We start from the raw sequence: 18,635 nt of genomic DNA on the forward strand, positions 1-18,635 counted from the left end.
TCGCCTGCTTTGGCTGTATTCTTCTGAAAAAATAAACACTGGGTTAATTCCTGAAGTCACTCCATTAATAAATATCATCAATCTCAAAAACAAATTCGATGTCGCCGTCTTTTTGTTTGTCTGTCATGGTGCGGATGGCGGTGAATTTGCCGGCTTCGTCGACAAGTGCTAGTTCGTTGATGACTTCTCCTGCAAGTTCTCCTTCGGCGATCGTGCAAGTGTAGCGGATTTTTGCTGGTTCCATGAAGGTAAACGAATCAATCTCTTTTTGGACTAGTTCTTTTTTGAGTTTTTGTTCAGTTCCGTCTAGTGAAATTGGTTTCCCATCCTTCGTCCCACCATTTCCAAATGCCATTTTGACGACTTTTGTGAGTTTTGTTCCTTCTGCTCTTGCCTTTGCCATTTGTTGACGTGCATATAGTGTTGTTACGGTTAATTGATCAGCCATTGTGATCCTCCTTATAGCTCTATTTTTTGAGAAGTTGCTGCTAGCATTTTTGATCCGTCCAGCGGAACAGATCCATCGAGAATCCAGTAATGATCCTTAATCAGTAAGCTGCCGCGCTGTTCAGTTTTGACATGTACTGGCAATCGGAACGTCATCTTCTTTTTGGTTTGATGTGTCAGCTGGTTCTTTGTGCGTAAAGTCAGTGCCGCTGTTTGCCCTTTTTCATTTAACGCTCCAGTCATGACATAATTCATGCGATATGTGGTTTCTGACTTATGCTGAAGCGGCATTCTCATCTTCAACGAATGCCGAAAACGAGCAGGTACATCGGTTGAACCTCTTGTCCCGCTAAGATAAAACGTACCATTTAATACAAATTCACCATTCAGTAAAATCGGGATATGATCGAAAAAACCCACTCTGCTTCGCAGTGTGAGCCTCCCGTGATGGTCATTTTTTTCATGTACATCGGTATGATGAAAAGCAGTGAACGTATAAGCCAAATGCGCTGGTTTTAACGTTTCAAGTATTTCTACAATATATCTAGTGTTTTGCAGGTCATCTAGGTTCACACGTAAGGCGAAATGATAGCGATTGGTGATGAGACGGATGATGGCACTTGGATTTTTGAGAAAGCGATTCACCGATTTCTCTAATGAAAGATACGTGATCGGTGGAATGTTTGACATCATATTGAGTAAGCGTGCCCTGCGAAGTTCAATGGAGTCATCTGATTCTCGCTGCACCTTCAGCATTCTTTCCCATCTATTCAATCCCCATGTCGCAGTTAAAGGGAAGAACTGATCCGTTAAATCGAAAATGGATTCATCCAATTGCTCAAACTCCGGTGCTTCTGTTTTGAGTAGATGATCTACTTCATAAATCTCTGTAAAATATGGCGGCAAGTAGTTTTTCATTTCATCCTGTTTGCTCAATAACCTTCACCTGCCTCAGACGCGGTATCTCAATGTCCTGTAACACTAAGTTTTTCGATTCCCCATTCAATAACACGTTTGCATAATCTGATACACTTTCTGAATGGTACAGAATGTCATTTAAGGCGGACATTCGAATGGTACTCTTTTCAAATGCGATTGATTTCAACAGCGCTTTGACCTTTTCTTCTATTTCTTTCTGCGCTCCTTCAAGGGTCCAGTCCATTTGAAGTTCGACGGCTACTTCTATGTCAATATCCAGCCATTTGGCGCTTTCGACGGTTGCTTTTGAACCGATAGGCGCTTGTCCTTCCCCTTCGCCTGGCACAGGGTCGATATATTCCTGTACTCTTTTAACAAGAAGATCTGATGCAACATCTAGATTGCTGTCTGTGATGACAATTTTGACCGTTCCTTCTCCATTCCAAAGCGGGAATACTTTCGCTCTGCCAACCCCTGTCACCTCCTCAGCCCATTTTTTATAATGCGCCTTGTTGGCACTGACAGCCTCTCGCCTAGCACGTATTAAGTAGCGATCATATAACGAAGCGTCATCTTCTTCCTCTTGTCCTGGTATCACCAGTTCTTTCATGGTAATCGATTCGAGTCCTGGAATTGTATCAAGTGATAGCAGCGGCTGATCTGTTAATTGACCATTGCCGATCTTGCCAGGTGTCTCGCATTCTAGCGTGCCTTCTTTCGAATATTGGAAATAGACGTCTTCAATAAAAAACCGTGAGCCAACTGGGATGTTGATATCCTCCGGCTGAATAGCTGCTGACCAAATCGCTTTAGTCGCTGGTTTTCTTTCAATCCCTACTTCAGCAGCCCGCCGATCTAGAAACTCTCCTTGTGCTGTATCTGCAAAGACCAGCTCGAACACTTGATCAAGCCAAATATAGGACTGGGCCAGTTCAGCGGCAGCAGGTGCCAAGGCATTCCAAATGACGCTGTTTTCTCTTTTATCTATGTCATCTGGCAGTCTGTCCAGCATTCTTTCTATCAATGCTTCATACGTTTGTTCCTCAAACATCGCCCTCCATCACCTCCTCTATTTCTAATGTGCCTTCATCTGTGACAATAGCTAGTTTGACATGAAACGAGTCATTTTGCTTTGTGACCTCTAACTCTTCAATATGATCAATCCGTTCGTCAATGATCAGTGCTTCCTCTAGCAGCCTCGGAATCTCCATTTCTTTGTATTCATCGGTGGCTTCTGTATCTGTCAAGAGCTCCTGGATTTCAGTGCCAATGTCGTGGCTGTAGATAGGATATGCATACCGCTCTGTCCTGAGTGTCATATAAACGAATTGACGAATTGCTTCAATGCCTGAAATGGTTTCACCTGTCAGTCTGCCAGTTTCAACATCTATTCGATACGTCGTCGAGGTTTCCACCTCTTCCTCTTCTTCTATTTCCTCGATTTCTTCCTCTGGTGAAAGTGCCACATTCATCACCTCCCTTACAATTTGTCGATGATGTAGAAGGACTGCCCTCCTGCCATTGCCAGCACCATAATGCTGTCTCCCCTTTTCAGTTCATCATCCTCACCCTTATTTAGGCGCTTTGGCCAAATCAGTAATTCTTCCGGAATGACTAGCTTATGGTTTTCATTTAACCGGATGCTTACAGGAGAAACTGCCGTGACTTCTCCAACCACGAGATCAATTGGAGAGGCGGCATCTACAGCATTCACTGCTAATCGTTTAATCGCTTCACTTAACCTCACGCTTGATCACCCTTTGGAATGGAATTTTTCTCAACGACATCAATTGTCATGGTGTGTTTCACCCCACTGAATTCATGTTTGTCTTGATCGATCCAGTAGGTTTTTTTCACGTTGATTTCAGGGATTTTTAAATAGATTGGAAGACCGCTTTGCAGTTCAGGAATGCCTAGCGCTTGTATGCTTTTGACTTCTTGTTTCACGCCTTTTTTCTCTGCCAGCCGTACTTTGGCTCTTTTTTGTAGCTGCGGCTGGTTGATTTGCCCTGTAACTGTCTCAACATGCTGTAAAATACCGTATTTACTCTGACCTGCTTTATCCTGTTCGACCACCACAATCTCTGATTTGCTGCCTTTTTTCTTATTCTTTCCCTGTTCATCTGCAGACGTGCGCAGTTTGACACGAGTGGCTGTCTCTTCAATTGAGGTGCTGTACTGATAACCAATGAGATTGACGCCTGATTCAATGACCCATACGTCCTCTGGATCTGGCCAAGCTCTCAGCCCCATCTTTCCTTTAGCAGAATAGATTTGATAGTTTCTACCGGTTTGACGCTTTGTTTCTTTTAACGCTTTCAGAATCATGTCATACAAACTCGTATCGTTTTTAAACACTAGTGATTTTATGACATGTCCTGTATTGGCGATGGAGGTCATTGGAATTTGAAAGTCAGCCCCTATCCGTCTCAAGATTTGATCTGCTCTTTGTTTTGAAAAAACATAGACATCTTGGTTTTTCACCAAATATTGAAGCATGTCGTATGCGGTAAAGGTCAGCTTCCCTTCAACAGGCGTCCGGGAAAACACAATGCCTCTGAACAGCTCTTTTCCTTTCCATTTAAAAAGAACCGTGTCCCCTTCTGAGACACGGTAATATGTTTGACTGCCTTGTTTAGTGATAATATTTGCCTGAATAGAGCGAGGGGCTTGATACCTTTGCCCCTGAAGTGTCACACTCTCTGTGACAAGCTCATACATGGTGCCGCTTCTGATGGCAAAAAGCTCGATCAATGCCAGCCCCCCTATTGTGGTATTTTTAACCTTTGTCCAGGGAAAATCCAATGCCCCGGCTGCTTAATATTGCGTTTGCTACGTTTAATCATCGCTAATTTATTGGCATTCCAAATACGCCGCCATTTTGTACTGTCGCCATAAAATCTGCCTGAAATAGCCCATAGCGTATCCCCTTTTTTGACGGTGTACATTTTTGGCGGGGTTTTTGAAGGCCTTTTCTTTTTCGTTTGTTTTGCTTTTTTCTTTCGTTTAATTTTCCTAGGCGATGCGGTTTTGTATTCCTTTAACTCGATCGTAAATTCACGATCGCCAATATCATATGACCCTTCTTTATGGGTGAAGCTTTCAATGCTGCACGTCATATTGATTTTTGTCCCCGTTACAATCAGCCGCACAGACTTCTTTGAACGCATCATTCGTTCTATTTTCGCTATCGCATTCTCCGGTGATGGAATGCTTTTATATTCAGCAATTGGCGAATATTTCTTAGGAAATAATGAAGTGAATGATACTTGCTTAGCCGATGGGACATCAATAAAGGTCAGTTCTCCAAAAGAAGCAACCTTTACCGTTTCATTTTGTACGTTATTTGTGATTTCAAGTTCGGATGGAAGGACAGGGAATCGCAACTTGTCCTTTCCTTGGGAAATCCACAATTGATACACTGATTTACCCATCGATCACGACCCCCTTCGTTCCTGTATGAAGCTCTACTTCCAGTTCATCTACGAGCATTTGTCTAATTTTTTCGACAAGCGATTGCTGATCTTGTCCATTATGGAAATGCTGATCCCCATTGAATTGAATGGTAATTTGTTTATTGCCTGACGCTGTTGTACCACTAGAAGAATGAGCTGAGGTGACTTGCTGCATTTGTGATTCTGGTAAAGGTGCAGACGCATTTGCTGGATCATATACTTGCATCCCAAGTGCCTTGGCTGCCTGCGTTAATAAATACCTTCCGCGAATACCTCTTTCTTCAGGAATGATCCATTCGCGTTTGTTTCCTTCACCGACTCTAGCAACCTGCTCCTGAGTAATCAGTCCACCATTTGCGTAGCCTTTATAAGGCCCGCCTCTTCTCATACTTCGTAATCCCGGTGTATTGAAGACTGTTCCATATCTGCCCTTAATGTAGTTAATGGCGGCTACGGCATTATGAATTGGGTTCCAAATGTCATTCATACCTTTGCCTTTATTGGAGTTAAACGTCGGTCCAATGGTTTGCATTAAGCCTTTAGAAGGCGTTCCCTTTTTAGCGTTGGAATCCCATAAGTTGATTGCTCTCGGATTTCCATTCGATTCATGCTGTGCAATGGTCATAAGACCTGGAAGCCAGTTCATCGATGTGCCAGTTGCCATGAGAGCTGCCATGAGCCATTGCTGAACACTAAGACCTGAAACCCCCATACCACTGAAAGCTCCGATTAATGAACCAGCCTGATTTTCAGCAAACTTTTTCACATCCACTGAGTCGAGCCCTTTAACGACACCGATCGATGCAAATTTCCCAAGACTCATCATGACGCGTGAAGGGGAATGAATGTCTAATTCCTCTCTAAACGCCTGCTCTACTTTCTTCGCCATTTCTTTGGCAGCTTGTGTGACTTCACTTGCTTTTGAACGCATGCCGTTGTTAAAGGCATCCATCATTCCTGAGCCCCAGCCTGGTGATTCTTGTTTTGCTTGTAGGAATGGTTGTTTGATGTGCTGATCTACGTATTGGCTAGTACCAACTGATGTGGCATTTTGACCTGTGGCAAAACCATTAACTGTTCCAGAACCCCAAGTTGGTGATGCTGTCATCACTTGTTGGTATGGTGCTTTTACACGACTTTGCAAAAAGCTGTCTGTTCCTGTGGGTGTCACCTGCTGACCATTCGCAAAAGCAGCAACTGTTTGCTGACCATACTTACCTGAGTCTGAGGTCAATTGAGCAAAAGGTTGCTGAATATTCTTTTGCTTCCATTGATCAAGTGTAATCACTTTTTGATTTAATCCTTGTTCAAAATCCTTATTAAATTGCTCGCCTATGCTGGAGGCTTGAATGTTCCCAGTCATCGAGACAGATCCGTCTATTGAACCGACAGAAGATGATGAAGCTACTGCTGTAGGAGCTGGAGAGCTTGATACTTGATTTCCAGCTGCTCCGCTTGGCATAACAGACATTCCAAGATGAGAAGCAGCCTGAGCAAGCAGCATCTTCCCGCGTCCTCGGTTATTTTGAGTTGGAATAACAAATTCGTTACCTGCTTCTCCGACCCATGATAAGGTTGGCTGGGTGATATAGCCGCCTGTGGCATTGTTATCGGGTTTTTTCTTCCCAACAATCCAATTTATGACTACATCTACAATACCGCCTGCTTTGTCAAAAATCTTTTTAACCCAACCAAATGCTGCAGAAAACCCATCACTAATAGCTTCTGCTACTTTTACAATCGGCTTTTGAATGTTGTCCTCAAACCATTTGGATAATCCATCCCATATATCTGTCACGACTTTATACGCTTCTTCAAACTTTTTACCGAAACTATCTTTAATGGTTCCTACCGTATCTACAAGTGGGTTCCATACATTTTCCATAAACCATGACGATACAGCTCCAAAGATTGATTGTATCGTTTTCCATGCATTTGATAATGCTGTCCAAATCTCTGTAGCGACTGTAACGACTGTGCTGCTTAGCGGTGTCCAAACGTTTTCAATAAACCAACCCGCTACTGCACTGAACGTTTCTTGAATCCATGTCCAGGCATTCACTAAACTTGACCAGATGGTCGTTGCTACCGTAACAACTGTGTCGCTGAGAGGTGTCCAAACGTTTTCGATAAACCAGCCTGCTACGGCACTAAATGTTTCTTGAATCCATGTCCAGGCATTAACTAGACTTGTCCATATGGTCGTTGCTACTGTGACGACTGTATCGCTTAGCGGTGTCCATACATTTTCAATAAACCAGCCTGCAACTGCACTGAAGGTTTCTTGTATCCATGTCCATGCATTGACTAAACTTGACCAAATGGATGACGCTACTGTGACAACCGTATTGCTTAATGGTGTCCATACATTTTCTGTGAACCAAGCCGCAACTGTTGACCAAACTTCGACAATTTGATTTTTGATTTCAATGGCTTTTTGGCCAATCTTTTCAAATCCGCCGCCATCAAACCATTTTCCAATTGTTTCACCGATAGATTCTCCACCCATACTTCCAGCGATGCCGCCTACTAGACCGCCGATGGCTGTACCTACCCCTGGAACTACGCTTCCAATAGCTGCACCTGCTGCAGCACCTGCCATCCCGCCAGCGATTCCGCCTCCAGTCGTACCAATCTTTTCACCAGCATTCTCTTTGTTCATACCGATTAGATTTGTTGCACTAAGTACACTTCCTAGAATAGGTACTTTCTTTAATAACTTGCCGCTCCCTTTACCTATACTCTTCATCGCATTCCCTAATCCACTTAACCCCTTGCTACCTTTCACTAAACCCGTAAGTCCGCCAACTGAAGCTGCGATACCCGCACCTTTCTTTAGTCCACTAGGAATTTTTCCAAATAATTTACCTGCATTTGTTTTAAGTTTCCCTAATCTACTTGGAGGTCTTCTATTCATTTCGGTTCTTGTTGTGGCATTTGGGTTTGTGGATTGTCTTGGTGATTGACCATTTCTATTTTTAGTTTTAGTAGATCCTCCCCTGCTTAAACCTCTTGCACAACAGGGGCAACAACTATTGCGAAACAAGCCTTTTCCACCTCGCGGCTGAGGTTTCGTTTTGGGAGCTGGATTTGATGGTGTTGATGTTGGTGCTGTTGTTGGTGTTGATGTTGGTGCTGTTGTTGGTGCTGTTGTTGGTGCTGTTGTTGGTGCTGTTGTTGGTGCTGGAGTGGCACTTTCACTTGATTGATCACTTGCACCAAAGAGACGATCTAATCCAGTCTTCACCAATTGATCTAGTTTTTCTTCAGGATTAAATTTAATTTTCTCTTTAATTCTTCCGATCACGTCTTGCTTGTACTCTTCTATTTTATTTTCAACCCAAGGAAGTGCCTTTTCATCCCAAAACTTTCTAGGATTCAATTTTTCCTTCACTTTATCTGCAACATCACCTGCATATTTTTGAATTTCACTTAATCCCTTATTGGCAAGGTTCTGGAGCCAGCTCTGTTTAGGATCTTCCGTTTTCACTGACGGACTAACAGCCTCAGTTTCTTTTTTTATGTTTTGTTCTTTCACAACCGACTCAGCCTGATCTCGTTTTTTCAACTTACTCTTTGCATTGTCTTGAACAGACACTCTGATTTCGTGTTTAGACATCGTCAAGCTTTTGAGTGTCTTTTTGATTCGTTGAATTGCAGCGGTGGCTTGGTCAACCATGTTTAATCTCATATAATACGTTCTGTTCATGAGCTGAAGGATAGATTTTTTGATCGATGACATTTTACCTGACAATTGATCGTTTAGTTTAAACGTCAGCAGAATGGGGCTTATTCCCGCTTGTTTTAAACGATTTATGCTGGATTTAATGACATCTAGTCCCTTCGCTTGAATGGATATGACCAGATGATTTGGGAGCATATTTAACTGATTGTTTAATGCTTTTAAATCACGATAGATTCCCTGATCCAGTCTCATGGAAAATACTGAAATTTTCCGAAGCGATAAACTGAAGTTTCTTAACTTCTTTTCATCTATTTCCAGGTTTATTTTCACTGGTTTTCTAAATGGTTTTAGCTGCTTCTCAAACGTTTGAAATCGTTTTTGAATGCGCATAAGCTTCTTCGATACTTTGTCTTCTAATTCAAATCGTGCAGTGAGTTTCGCCAATTATTTCCCTCCTTTCTTTGCTTCTTTTTCTAGCATGTCTAGTTTGTAGCTGATGAGTCCGAATAGGAATGCTTTGAACGGTCTTGGTGATTCGTATAAATCTAGGAGTTCAGATGGGGAGTAGTGAAGCTCGTGCATGGCGTAATATAAAAACACGGCTTCTTTATCCCCATCTTTTATTAGTTTTTTGCTGCTTCTTCTAAATCTTCAATTTCGTCTTCGAATCCGTTGATTTCAATGGCTTTGTTTAACCAGTTCGCATATTCACCGCCAACTGACAGGACGCGTTTTGCTACTTCAACTGGATCTTGTGTGCTGTAGGCTTCCCTTAATTCCTTTGAGCGGAAATCTGGATAAATGGTCGATTCAATCGCAATTCGTGCGTAGAAGCGCTGACTGTCTAAGTCCTTTACGCGGCCTCTGCCTTTGACATTTTTGAAGGTCGTATTTTCTTTTTCCAGTTCATCAATGCGTTCAGTTGTAATGGCTTTAAAGACAAAAGGAATGACATTCCCTTTTTTATCAACAAAACGCTTAGAAATCGGTACTTTGACCTCTTCCGCTTCTACTGTTTGTCCTGGCATAAAAAATGAAAGATCAAATGTTTGTTTTTCGGTCATGTTTAAAAACTCCCTTTGTTATGTTTTTTTGAATGCAAAAAAGCACATCCATTTTTTAAATGTGCTTTCCAATCTTTTCATGTATAATTTAGGTTGTACAATTGAATGGCTTGCTCAAGGGTGTCTGGCTCATCCCCGATAGGAAGGGGGTGATGCTCATGTCAACATTTCAAGCGCTTATGTTAATGCTTGCATTCGGGTCATTTATCGTTGCCCTGTTGACGTATATAGACAAAAAATAGACTCCCCTTGAGCTTTGGACGGTTGAAGGGAAAGTCTATCCTTAAAACTATCTAATTGATTAGCCAGCCCCTTGAGGGCCTCATTGTACATTGCCGGGATGTTGACGCATCCTGGCTTCTTTTTATTTTATGCAAAGTACTTTGCATGTAAACATATTTCTAAGAAACTTTTTGGGGTTACACAGTAACTCTTTTGTAGCTACTCTGTAACTATGAAAAATTATACCATATCGTTGAATAAAATAAAAATAACATATATTTTCGTCATTCGTAATGCCTTTTTCAATTGTAATTAGAAAGAATTCTTCAGCTTTTCAGGAAGATCAAAGTCCTCGAACGTAAACGGAACTTCTTCTTCAAGCGCCTCTGAATCAACATCCAATCCAGCGATTTTAGCTGAATCAAAGTTGACATCAAATAATGTCACACGCTCAGTGCCTCGGCCTGATGACTTATCGTCAATTACAGCCTGAAGAGTGAAATATGGGTCTTCCCCTTTTTTCACATAGTTGAGCATTAATTGAACGAAATGTGACGTGACTTTATAGAATGTTGCCGTTCCTGTTCCGTTTGCCCCTGTTGTTTTATGACCAGTCATTCGGCGGCCCATTACGTTGACTTCTGATTTGTTTTTCTCCACGTTTGCTTCAAACGTTTTGATAAAGGCAAGCTCCTCACCTTCTAAGAAAAGACGACCTTCTTTACCTGAAATTGTATTTTGCGCTTTAAAAGCCATCTTACTTCACCTCCACATTGAAATAAAATTTTTCTGCTGCATCTACTGGTTGAACCGCTAGATCGATGATAAATCCATCACGATCTTCATTGAGACCGATCACGATATCTGTTTCTGAGTTAAAGCCTGTAATGCCGCTGCCATCTTGAAGCTGTGTGAGATACTGAGTAATCAGTGTTTTCACAAGCTGCACCCCATCATCTGATGCTGGAATGTCATTGCCATTGGCTTTGCGTAATTTAATCAGATTTTTTAATTCGAACGTCAAATCATTGTTGATCGCATCAAGCACACGAATGATTTTGTTTTTCGCCATTTGCTGGTTCTTTTCAGCTGTAAAGCTTGTCAAGGAGTTAATATCTTTTTCAACACTCACGGTACGATCTCTCGCATCAAAGGTGAACAGGAACTCCCCTTGTGATAATCGGTATTCTACTTGATCATTATCAAGGCGTTCTAATGTATCCACTGCTCCTTCGTATTCTACAAAGGTCAGTGACTGATTGAAGTTTGCACCTGCACTTGCACCTGCGACCCATGCTGTTGCTTGAGCAGGCGTTAGTTCTGTTCCATCTTCCAGCACAACACCGCTTGTCACATTGATGATGCCTTCTTGGTCAGCTGCATAGTTGGCCACAACTCCTTGCACCTTACGTCCTTGCTTATCACGTAAACGCTCGATAAATGAAGCGAAGGTCGCTTTTAATTGCTCACTATTATCGATCGGGAGAGCAATAACATCAAAGTATTCTGTTTCTGCTGCTTCTAGGAAAGCTGTATAATCTGCGACACTTGCCACACCATTTTTCCCGCCGCTTAGTGCCACACCAGCTGTGATGACGGCTTCACCTTCACCAGAAAAATGAACATATTTGTTTTTCACAAGATCTTTGACATCCGTGACAACCTGCTTATCGACAATATCTGTTCCAAGATAAGTGATGACGTCACGCTTTGTGCTATCAAGTACATTTTCTGCCACTTGTACAGTGATCTCATTTCCTTTTAGACCGCCATAATTGGCTGTGACCACAAAATTTTCAGCGATTTCGGCTTTGGCCGTCTCCCCTTCATTTAGGCGGTAAAGCAAGACCGTTTGTGCTTTTTTCTTTGCTTCACGGAAAAGAAGAAGTGACTTGTCATCAATGTTGAGTCCAACCTTTTTATTTAAGTCTTCCATATTGGAAACGGAAATAAAGGTTTTTGGTTCTCCCCAGCTCATCACAAGAGGAAGTGCCACCGTACCTCGATCGCCTAAAGTAATTCGCTGCTCTGCTGTTGTTTTAAAATTAAAGTAAATGCCAGGACGCTTTTTCTCTGTACTTGGTGTAAATGTGCCTCCGTTCATCCTTTAAACCTCCTTGGACAAAAAAGCATCAATGTGCTTTTTCGCTTCTGTTTTTGTAATTGGTTGATGTTTGATATAAAAAAGAGCACCTTCAAGGATTTCTGGTTTAACCCCAAAAAGATCCTTACTGTGCTCTTTTAAGGCTTCAAATGAAAAGCCAAATTCTTTTTCTTCGCCAGCTGTTTGAGCGGGCTCTGCTTTTTTAGTCTTGCTCACGTTTGATCACTCCATCTGAAAAGTTGATATCTTCAAGGCTTGCTTGTTTGTCTCGGTTGTACCAATAACTGCTATCCCACGTCAGGACAATCGCTGCTACGCCTTGATCTATCATTCTGGTTTCCACTCTTTTTATGCGGACATAATCATCAAGCACCTCTCCATCTTCACTCATCATCTGAATCATTTGACGATCAGCAAGCAATGCATCAACAATTGTTTCTGCTGCGTCATGCGCTTTTTCTGAATCCATATGAAACACTTTCACTTGCAGCGAATAAGATTTCATAAACGTAGATACCGTATCTGGACCGCTGATGACTGTTACGGGCGGCACATAAACGGATGGCACTTGAAAACGCTCTGGCAAAAGTCGATCATACATTGTCACAGGAAAGTGTGTGTAAATATAATGCATGATTGCCCCGACTTCTTGATTCATTTCATCACCTCCCAAAATGTCGATCGAACCAGCTTTGAAGCTTTCGATCCAGCGACTGTTCAAACATCTGCTCATAGAGCATGACAGCATGATCCCAGTAGCCATTTCCATCTATCCATTGAGAGGCAAGCATCATTCCTGTCTTTGCATTCGGATCATATTCAAAGCGGCTGCCAGCCCATCTGCCAGGCACCCATCTTCGCTCTTCACTTGAAGAAGTAGCATGTCCGTCATTGACATAGGAGGCATATTCAAGCTGCGTTCCCACTTCAAGCGTGAGACCACCTTTTGACATAAGAAAATGATTCTCCTTGTCTCCTTGCGTAAAGGAGCTTAGAAGCCGGCCTGTATCGACAGCATTCTCCTTGATTAGCTCATCCTGAATGATGTCCAAAAGTTCTAGGCACATGTCTTGCAACAAATCTTGATATTCTGCTTTTAAGCCGCCGGCACACGCTGTTTCCAGCTGTGAAAGCAGCCGGTCAAGTCCATCAATTTTCATAGATTTTCCTTCCTGACTGCCATCACTTCAATGTGATGATTTTTCACTATTTTGGGCTGCTGCAACTTAAGTGAGACGCCGTTCCACACCATTTTGTCATGCAGGCGAATATCACTTGCTAAAGGGAAATGGACAAGATAGGACTGATAAATAACTGTATTCGGCTCTTCTTGCACAAGGGACTGATTCTTTTCTATGACATAACAAGCCAGATCTGTCAGGCTAGGAGCATCGGGATAGGAAAGAGTCATTTGTACGTCATCAGCTGGAACCCCGAATTTTCCTCGGGAAGCCTCCTGATGTTCAAGGTGAAAAAGATCACAGCGGTCTGTTAATAAAGAGTGATAACTCATAATGATCTCGCCTTTAATTTGGTACTGCCGCCAGTTAATGATGGTTCAATGTAATCGACAAGCAGGGCATATACATAAGGTTTGCCTTTCACTTGATCAGCTGCCTTCGCATATGAATAATCACCCATTTTTTCTGACGTAAAGCCTTTCATCATAGATTCGTCATCATTCAGCATGGCAAAATATTGGGCCATTTTTAATAATGCGATTCTTGCTTTTTCAGGAAGGGGCTGATATTTTTCGCTTGAGAAATCATGACCTACGATCTGAAATACCGCAGCTTCGGCTTCGATAATATCTGCTGTCAGTCTTTCTACAGAGCGATTTTTCACACGCTCAAATACAGAATAGGCTTGTACTTCTTCAGGAGAAATAATCATGGCCTGCCGTCACCTACTCTTTCACTTTCATCACTTTTGCTACAGCATCCTCTTCCTCAAATTTGCTGTCTAGCTTCGCTGTCAGGACAATAATAAATTTACGGCTGCGAATATCTTTTTCTACTTCAATTCGAATATTACGAGAAAAACCTACGATAATATTTTTAGGGTGTGTCAGCAAAATATCTGATACGTCTGTTCCCGCTTCGTCATATGGCTGCATATTGGCAAGACCTTTGACCGGCACACCGAATGCAGAAGAAAGTCCGCCTTGAATGACCGCATCTCCGAGATTTGTCTGACGGTTTGCTACTTGATCCTTCCACTCAACCTCTAAACTTGGGGATGTGTAGAAACGGAAATCCTGAGGTACACGTAAATATTTTGACGGCATCGCTTTATAGGCTTGTTTAAACATTTGGCGGCTAATTTCCGCTCCATTTGCATCAACAATATGAGATACTGCTTGTTTTCTCACGCCATCCATTTGGGCTAAAAATGGATCTGATGAAGTCGTATCCCCATTGACGATGAGCTCTTCAATATCGACCGCCGCTCGTTCAGCCAGCATTTGCATAATTGTCTGCTGGATTCCGTCTTTTTCAATATTGTTTTCAATGCTGTCGTAGGTCATGTGAATCTCTGCAATGACCTCTTTCGCATTTAGCTGGACAGTGCTTGTCGCTGGGACAACACGGTCTTTTGCATCAAGCGCTTGGCCTTCTTCTGCTGGGCGCAAAATACGCTGGCCAAAGCCAATTTTTTCGATTTTTTGTGAATCACTTTCCATCGGAATGATGCGTGCATCATTTAAAACGGTTGGTGTGTTTTGCATCATTCTAATGAATGTGTTGGATTGGGTTGCGTTCATGAGACCGCCGGTTTTTAAGCTGGCAAGTGTCATTTCAGCCTTGCGAATCAACTCTTGATTTCTCACACTGTTTCCTCCTTATTTAGGCTTATAGTAAGCCATCCCATATGGGTGTTGTCGTGTCGTTTTGTGTATCGTGGATTGTCTGTTTTGACATGCCCCGCGCCTTTTCAAGCATGTGAATTCGCTCTGAAATAGGCAAAAGCTGCTGCTCAAGCACTTCCTGCACCGCTGCTTTTTCTCTGCTGGCTGATTTCTCTAAGGAAGAGAGCTGATGACGAATCGGTGCAACGACTTGCTCGAGCACTTTTTGGACAGGTTCTTCCCCGGTTTGATCTGTTTCCTGTTGTTCAGCCTGCTGTAAGACGTTTTCGATGGCCTTTTTTGCTTTTTCGAGCTCTCGTACTTGATCTGTCGTCAAAGCAGCATCTTCCTTTTGTACGGCGGCTGACCTTTCACCAATCGTTTGAAGTACATCCTCTGTCTTCAGGATGTCCTGCATGATTGAAATGAGCTGTTCTAAGGCAGCTCTTACATCCGCCTCATCACCATCACTTGACTGTAAGGTTTCCAGCAGATGGTCTAAAACGTTCCAAAATGGTTGTGACATGTTTGCACCTTCCTCTTTTAAAAAGAAATTTTTCAGCAAAGAAAAAAGCCCTCTCTCATTCGTGCCTTGAGATAGAAGCTGATCTTGTTCTTCTATGGCGACGATGTCCGCCGTTCCAGCCATTGAATAGCCTGTAATGTGGCCTTTTTGAATTTGATCCCAAATCTCTTGGGAAGCTTTTGTCACAAGCACCCAAGATCCTTTTCGAATCAGCTCCCCGCCCACTTCAACATCAGCCGGAGCAATATACGATTCAACCACTTCGCCAACACCATCCTGAAAATCATGCTGCTTGTCAATATGACGGGCATCCTTCATAAAGCCGTGTGCCGCTCTTTCAATTTCCTTGGCTGTCATAAAGTCTTGATGTGCATCAGGCGTATTCGGTTCATACACGACACCGTACACGAGGCGATGAGCATCTTCAGCCTTTGTTAGGACACTGACCTCCTTTTGAAAGTCAGGCCGCTTTTTCTTTGCTTTCATCAAAAAGAATTTCTTCTTGTTCGCTGCTTTGTCCACGTAGGAAACATGCGTAATTTTAGCGTTTTTTAGTTCTCTTGGCATATGTTCACCCCCTTTCAAAAAAGTGCACGCGCTTCTGTTTATTTCGTCAGCTGGTCCGGCTCTGGTTGAGACTTTTCTTCAGCTGATTTCATGCGGCTTTCTAAAGGTCGGTGATATAGTTCCTCAGGCCATTCTTCTAGCGTTTTTCCGAGAATTCTTCCTGCTAGATCGCGCAAATCGTTAGGTGACACTGCCCCAGCCTGAATAAATGGCGTCAGTACTTTCGCAATCTCTAATGGGTCTCTAAAATCAGGGCCATTTAATAGAAAACGGACATGCCAAATATCAAGATCCGGCAGGAAAAGAGTATTGAGTTTTCCTGTGATGAGATGCCGTTCCGGCTGAAATACCTGCTCTTCTGTTGTTTTACGCGCCGTATCTGCTGTCGCTTTGTTATAGTCTTGAGACTCACCTGTGTAAATTGGAGGAAGGCGAAACGCAGAGCGGATTTTGTTTCTTGTTTTTTCATCGTATTCTAAAAAGAGCGCATCTTCTTGCAGGATCTCGGCTAGGGATTTAAAGTTCACTTTGACATTTGAGACATCTTCTTCTCCCGTTAACCCTTTTTCTGTCGGTAGACCTTCAACTTCAAGCAATAGAAACTTATGTGCATGATCAGATCCTTCAATATCGTCCATATAATCTTGAAGCTGCTGATAAGAGGATTCTGACAGCATGCCATTTTCGACAATAATGGCACCTGGTACATGCCGCCCTTGTTTAAAATAAAGGTAGTTCAGCTCCTCTGCCTTGCGTGCTCCGTACATATTGACGATGTTGCCAATCCAGCGGGGAATCCCATACGTTCCACTGCCAATTTTAAAATGAATCACTTCTGTTGCGCGAAGCGGCTCTGGTGTGGTGTCATCGTATTTGCCTGTTTCACAGTGCAAAATGCGCGGATCACCATACTCCTTGAAGAAGACTTTCTTTTCGTTGATCACCTGTACATATTTACGGAATCGTTTCTTTCGATTCATTGTCTTCATTTCGCCATTTTCGGTGTACCTGAATTCGACGTCGATTGGCTCACTAAGCTTGCAAATGCGGGTATGAAGCGCATCTAAATACTCGATTCCTGCCGGCTTTCCTTGTCCATCTCTCAGCACCTCTAAAAAACCATTGCCCGTTTTCTCTCGGTCTTCGAGGACATAGCCAAGAATCACATCAGCGGACTCATCATAGTTCATGTACTTCGTAAACTCTTCAAGTCTTGTCCATTCCTTTTCTGCGGCTTTCTTTTTTGCCGGTTTTACACCTTCTGCATTAAAGTCAAAGGCATATTCCACTCCAAATCCAAAGCCTAAAATATTCGTTTTGTACGCATCAATACATTGCTGAAGAATGGTTGAATATTCTGCCATGCTTTTTAATTCATTGATGTTGTAAGGCGGGGGAACAATGTCATCTTTTTCATAGGAAAATTCATCTGCATACATTTGTTTTGTATGATCAGACATGTTTGCCTTCATAATCGTTGCTTTCAATTGTTTCATTGTATGGACCTCCTCTCTCTGTTTGGGCGGACACGCTCCGAGGCGGTCTGTTTCAAATCCGTCACTTCATAATCATCCAGCGCATACCAAATGGCTGATAATGTGTGCGGATCGATTTGAAATGCATCTTCCTCTAAACGGCCATCCTTATCTGCCTTATAGGTCAGTGATTGAAGTTCATAGATTGTGTACGGACAAGCATCAGAGCAAATGATTTTCTTAAACCGTTTGATCTTTTTTGTATACTGCAAACGGGAGCCTTGATATTTATGTGCTGCCACCATTTGAAATCCACGCTGCCGAAAATAGTGAATGGTTTTAGGCTCAGCTGCATCAGCTTTGATGAGTTCCTTTGATTCAATGAACTCTTTTAGATCAACGGCTGTTTCATCATCTGTTTTCCCGCGGTCGTAATATTCCCAGTAAATATATAAGTACTTTTTTTCATGATCGACGGCTAATCGAATGAGCGCATTGTATGATTCAACAAATCCAAAATCCATGCCTGCTCGTTTCAGCGGCCGGTCAATCTGGTGAATCGCTTCTAATACATCAGAATGATTTCTTACCTCAAATTGAGGAAAAACCTTTGTGCCATTGATGCCGAAATAGCCCTTCCTCGCAATTCGATAGAGGTCTGGGTCGTATTCTTTCAGCTCATCCAGCTGCTTCACATAGCTTTTAGGGAGAAATAGATTATCTTCCGCTGTGGAGTGATGATAGTACGTATCTCTGATCACAACGGTGCGCTTTTTGTATAAGGTTTCGTCATCTAGGACAAATCGCTTCAGCTGTTCATCTCGAAAGAAATGTCTGTACGTCCAATTATCTTGACCAACAGGATTGGTCGATAACATCATATAAAGCGGTAAGGACGGATGCCTCAGCCTTCCAAGCAGCTCTTTAAAGCCTTCATAAGAAACCTCTGAACACTCCTCAATCCAAATGATCGAGATGTTGTTGATCGATTTCAATTTCTCAGGCTTGTCCAGCCCTTTGAATAAGATGCTGCTGCCATTTCGAAACGTCAAGGCAAGCGGCGAACTGCGGCACTTCACCACATGACCGATGCCAAGATCGCTGACGATCTCTTGTAAGAGAGAAAATGTTGATTCGCGGTGCGTATCATATACTTCTCGAATGACAAGTGCTGTCCGTTTTTCTTCCAGCAGCTTTAAAATGAGTTTTAACGCAATGTGATAGCTTTTCGAGGAGCCGTAGCCGCCTACTAAAAATTGAAACTTTTGATTCCAATCGAATAGAAAATGTTCAAAGTGAGGATTGACTTCTTTTTCAATCAATG

General features: G+C 42.5%; 22 protein-coding genes. 1 reads left to right on the forward strand and 21 read right to left on the reverse strand.

Annotated elements, in window-relative coordinates:
* Positions 1-64: 64 nt before the first annotated feature.
* Genes MHH26_RS12695 through MHH26_RS12740 form a run of 10 tightly spaced genes read right to left on the reverse strand, consistent with a single transcriptional unit; the run spans position 65 to position 9,569 of the window.
* On the reverse strand, positions 65-448 hold the full coding sequence (locus MHH26_RS12695) for a phage tail-collar fiber domain-containing protein (protein ID WP_003212666.1): 384 nt from the start codon (positions 446-448) through the stop codon (positions 65-67).
* Between the two features lie 11 nt (positions 449-459).
* Positions 460-1,383, reverse strand: a complete 924-nt coding sequence (locus MHH26_RS12700; protein WP_340973602.1) for a YmfQ family protein — start codon at positions 1,381-1,383, stop codon at positions 460-462.
* Positions 1,367-2,416, reverse strand: a complete 1,050-nt coding sequence (locus MHH26_RS12705; protein WP_307500141.1) for a baseplate J/gp47 family protein — start codon at positions 2,414-2,416, stop codon at positions 1,367-1,369. Before MHH26_RS12705 ends, MHH26_RS12700 begins: the two co-directional genes overlap by 17 nt.
* Positions 2,409-2,831, reverse strand: a complete 423-nt coding sequence (locus MHH26_RS12710) for a DUF2634 domain-containing protein (protein WP_307500142.1) — start codon at positions 2,829-2,831, stop codon at positions 2,409-2,411. The genes MHH26_RS12705 and MHH26_RS12710 overlap by 8 nt, the downstream gene beginning before the upstream one ends.
* A gap of 14 nt (positions 2,832-2,845) precedes the next feature.
* Positions 2,846-3,112, reverse strand: a complete 267-nt coding sequence (locus MHH26_RS12715; RefSeq protein WP_034659738.1) for a DUF2577 family protein — start codon at positions 3,110-3,112, stop codon at positions 2,846-2,848.
* Entirely contained in the window at positions 3,109-4,119 is a 1,011-nt protein-coding gene (locus MHH26_RS12720) for an XkdQ/YqbQ family protein (protein WP_044140764.1), read from the reverse strand. Before MHH26_RS12720 ends, MHH26_RS12715 begins: the two co-directional genes overlap by 4 nt.
* 11 nt (positions 4,120-4,130) lie before the next feature.
* Positions 4,131-4,799: a LysM peptidoglycan-binding domain-containing protein gene (locus MHH26_RS12725; RefSeq protein WP_003213616.1), complete on the reverse strand. Its 669-nt coding sequence runs from the start codon at positions 4,797-4,799 to the stop codon at positions 4,131-4,133.
* Positions 4,792-8,949 (reverse strand): transglycosylase SLT domain-containing protein, encoded by a 4,158-nt coding sequence (locus MHH26_RS12730; protein ID WP_445661637.1) that lies wholly within the window; start codon positions 8,947-8,949, stop codon positions 4,792-4,794. Before MHH26_RS12730 ends, MHH26_RS12725 begins: the two co-directional genes overlap by 8 nt.
* The gene (locus tag MHH26_RS12735; RefSeq protein WP_095285871.1) at positions 8,950-9,087 is read right to left on the reverse strand and encodes a hypothetical protein; all 138 of its coding nucleotides are present in this window, start codon (positions 9,085-9,087) and stop codon (positions 8,950-8,952) included.
* A 41-nt stretch (positions 9,088-9,128) separates the two neighbouring features.
* On the reverse strand, positions 9,129-9,569 hold the full coding sequence (locus MHH26_RS12740) for a phage tail assembly chaperone (RefSeq protein ID WP_334750349.1): 441 nt from the start codon (positions 9,567-9,569) through the stop codon (positions 9,129-9,131).
* Positions 9,570-9,721: 152 nt separating this feature from the next.
* Between MHH26_RS12740 and MHH26_RS12745 the strand changes: the two genes are divergently transcribed.
* Complete coding sequence (locus MHH26_RS12745; RefSeq protein WP_081311383.1) at positions 9,722-9,811, forward strand: putative holin-like toxin; 90 nt, start codon at positions 9,722-9,724, stop codon at positions 9,809-9,811.
* A gap of 292 nt (positions 9,812-10,103) precedes the next feature.
* Here the strand turns inward: MHH26_RS12745 and MHH26_RS12750 are convergent, their stop codons facing one another.
* Genes MHH26_RS12750 through MHH26_RS12800 form a run of 11 tightly spaced genes read right to left on the reverse strand, consistent with a single transcriptional unit; the run spans position 10,104 to position 18,630 of the window.
* Complete coding sequence (locus tag MHH26_RS12750; RefSeq protein ID WP_340973604.1) at positions 10,104-10,547, reverse strand: phage tail tube protein; 444 nt, start codon at positions 10,545-10,547, stop codon at positions 10,104-10,106.
* Between the two features lies 1 nt (position 10,548).
* Entirely contained in the window at positions 10,549-11,895 is a 1,347-nt protein-coding gene (locus MHH26_RS12755) for a phage tail sheath family protein (protein WP_340973605.1), read from the reverse strand.
* A gap of 3 nt (positions 11,896-11,898) precedes the next feature.
* A complete protein-coding gene (locus tag MHH26_RS12760; protein ID WP_003212736.1) occupies positions 11,899-12,111 on the reverse strand; it encodes a hypothetical protein in 213 nt (70 codons plus the stop codon).
* Entirely contained in the window at positions 12,098-12,553 is a 456-nt protein-coding gene (locus tag MHH26_RS12765; protein ID WP_334750360.1) for a phage tail terminator family protein, read from the reverse strand. Before MHH26_RS12765 ends, MHH26_RS12760 begins: the two co-directional genes overlap by 14 nt.
* Positions 12,554-12,557: 4 nt before the next feature.
* Positions 12,558-13,055 (reverse strand): HK97 gp10 family phage protein, encoded by a 498-nt coding sequence (locus MHH26_RS12770; protein WP_340973607.1) that lies wholly within the window; start codon positions 13,053-13,055, stop codon positions 12,558-12,560.
* On the reverse strand, positions 13,052-13,408 hold the full coding sequence (locus MHH26_RS12775; protein WP_307500148.1) for a YqbH/XkdH family protein: 357 nt from the start codon (positions 13,406-13,408) through the stop codon (positions 13,052-13,054). Before MHH26_RS12775 ends, MHH26_RS12770 begins: the two co-directional genes overlap by 4 nt.
* The gene (gene yqbG, locus MHH26_RS12780) at positions 13,405-13,788 is read right to left on the reverse strand and encodes a protein YqbG (protein ID WP_034659745.1); all 384 of its coding nucleotides are present in this window, start codon (positions 13,786-13,788) and stop codon (positions 13,405-13,407) included. The genes MHH26_RS12775 and yqbG overlap by 4 nt, the downstream gene beginning before the upstream one ends.
* 13 nt (positions 13,789-13,801) lie before the next feature.
* On the reverse strand, positions 13,802-14,725 hold the full coding sequence (locus MHH26_RS12785; RefSeq protein ID WP_034659746.1) for a phage major capsid protein: 924 nt from the start codon (positions 14,723-14,725) through the stop codon (positions 13,802-13,804).
* Between the two features lie 22 nt (positions 14,726-14,747).
* Positions 14,748-15,836, reverse strand: a complete 1,089-nt coding sequence (locus MHH26_RS12790; protein ID WP_340973609.1) for an XkdF-like putative serine protease domain-containing protein — start codon at positions 15,834-15,836, stop codon at positions 14,748-14,750.
* 38 nt (positions 15,837-15,874) lie between these two features.
* On the reverse strand, positions 15,875-17,332 hold the full coding sequence (locus MHH26_RS12795; protein ID WP_340973610.1) for a phage portal protein: 1,458 nt from the start codon (positions 17,330-17,332) through the stop codon (positions 15,875-15,877).
* The gene (locus MHH26_RS12800; protein ID WP_307500687.1) at positions 17,329-18,630 is read right to left on the reverse strand and encodes a PBSX family phage terminase large subunit; all 1,302 of its coding nucleotides are present in this window, start codon (positions 18,628-18,630) and stop codon (positions 17,329-17,331) included. Before MHH26_RS12800 ends, MHH26_RS12795 begins: the two co-directional genes overlap by 4 nt.
* Between the last annotated feature and the right edge of the window lie 5 nt (positions 18,631-18,635).

This window comes from Bacillus sp. FSL K6-2839 (assembly GCF_038003365.1).
In the GTDB taxonomy this organism is placed as follows: domain Bacteria; phylum Bacillota; class Bacilli; order Bacillales; family Bacillaceae; genus Bacillus.

Coding starts and splice junctions, on each gene's coding strand:
- MHH26_RS12695 (WP_003212666.1), bottom strand. CDS start 448: ATGGCTGATCAATTAACCGTAACAACACTATATGCACGTCAACAAATG.
- MHH26_RS12705 (WP_307500141.1), bottom strand. CDS start 2,416: ATGTTTGAGGAACAAACGTATGAAGCATTGATAGAAAGAATGCTGGAC.
- MHH26_RS12725 (WP_003213616.1), bottom strand. CDS start 4,799: ATGGGTAAATCAGTGTATCAATTGTGGATTTCCCAAGGAAAGGACAAG.
- MHH26_RS12735 (WP_095285871.1), bottom strand. CDS start 9,087: ATGCACGAGCTTCACTACTCCCCATCTGAACTCCTAGATTTATACGAA.
- MHH26_RS12740 (WP_334750349.1), bottom strand. CDS start 9,569: ATGACCGAAAAACAAACATTTGATCTTTCATTTTTTATGCCAGGACAA.
- MHH26_RS12745 (WP_081311383.1), top strand. CDS start 9,722: ATGCTCATGTCAACATTTCAAGCGCTTATGTTAATGCTTGCATTCGGG.
- MHH26_RS12750 (WP_340973604.1), bottom strand. CDS start 10,547: ATGGCTTTTAAAGCGCAAAATACAATTTCAGGTAAAGAAGGTCGTCTT.
- MHH26_RS12755 (WP_340973605.1), bottom strand. CDS start 11,895: ATGAACGGAGGCACATTTACACCAAGTACAGAGAAAAAGCGTCCTGGC.
- MHH26_RS12765 (WP_334750360.1), bottom strand. CDS start 12,553: ATGAATCAAGAAGTCGGGGCAATCATGCATTATATTTACACACACTTT.
- MHH26_RS12770 (WP_340973607.1), bottom strand. CDS start 13,055: ATGAAAATTGATGGACTTGACCGGCTGCTTTCACAGCTGGAAACAGCG.
- MHH26_RS12775 (WP_307500148.1), bottom strand. CDS start 13,408: ATGAGTTATCACTCTTTATTAACAGACCGCTGTGATCTTTTTCACCTT.
- yqbG (WP_034659745.1), bottom strand. CDS start 13,788: ATGATTATTTCTCCTGAAGAAGTACAAGCCTATTCTGTATTTGAGCGT.
- MHH26_RS12790 (WP_340973609.1), bottom strand. CDS start 15,836: ATGCCAAGAGAACTAAAAAACGCTAAAATTACGCATGTTTCCTACGTG.
- MHH26_RS12795 (WP_340973610.1), bottom strand. CDS start 17,332: ATGAAACAATTGAAAGCAACGATTATGAAGGCAAACATGTCTGATCAT.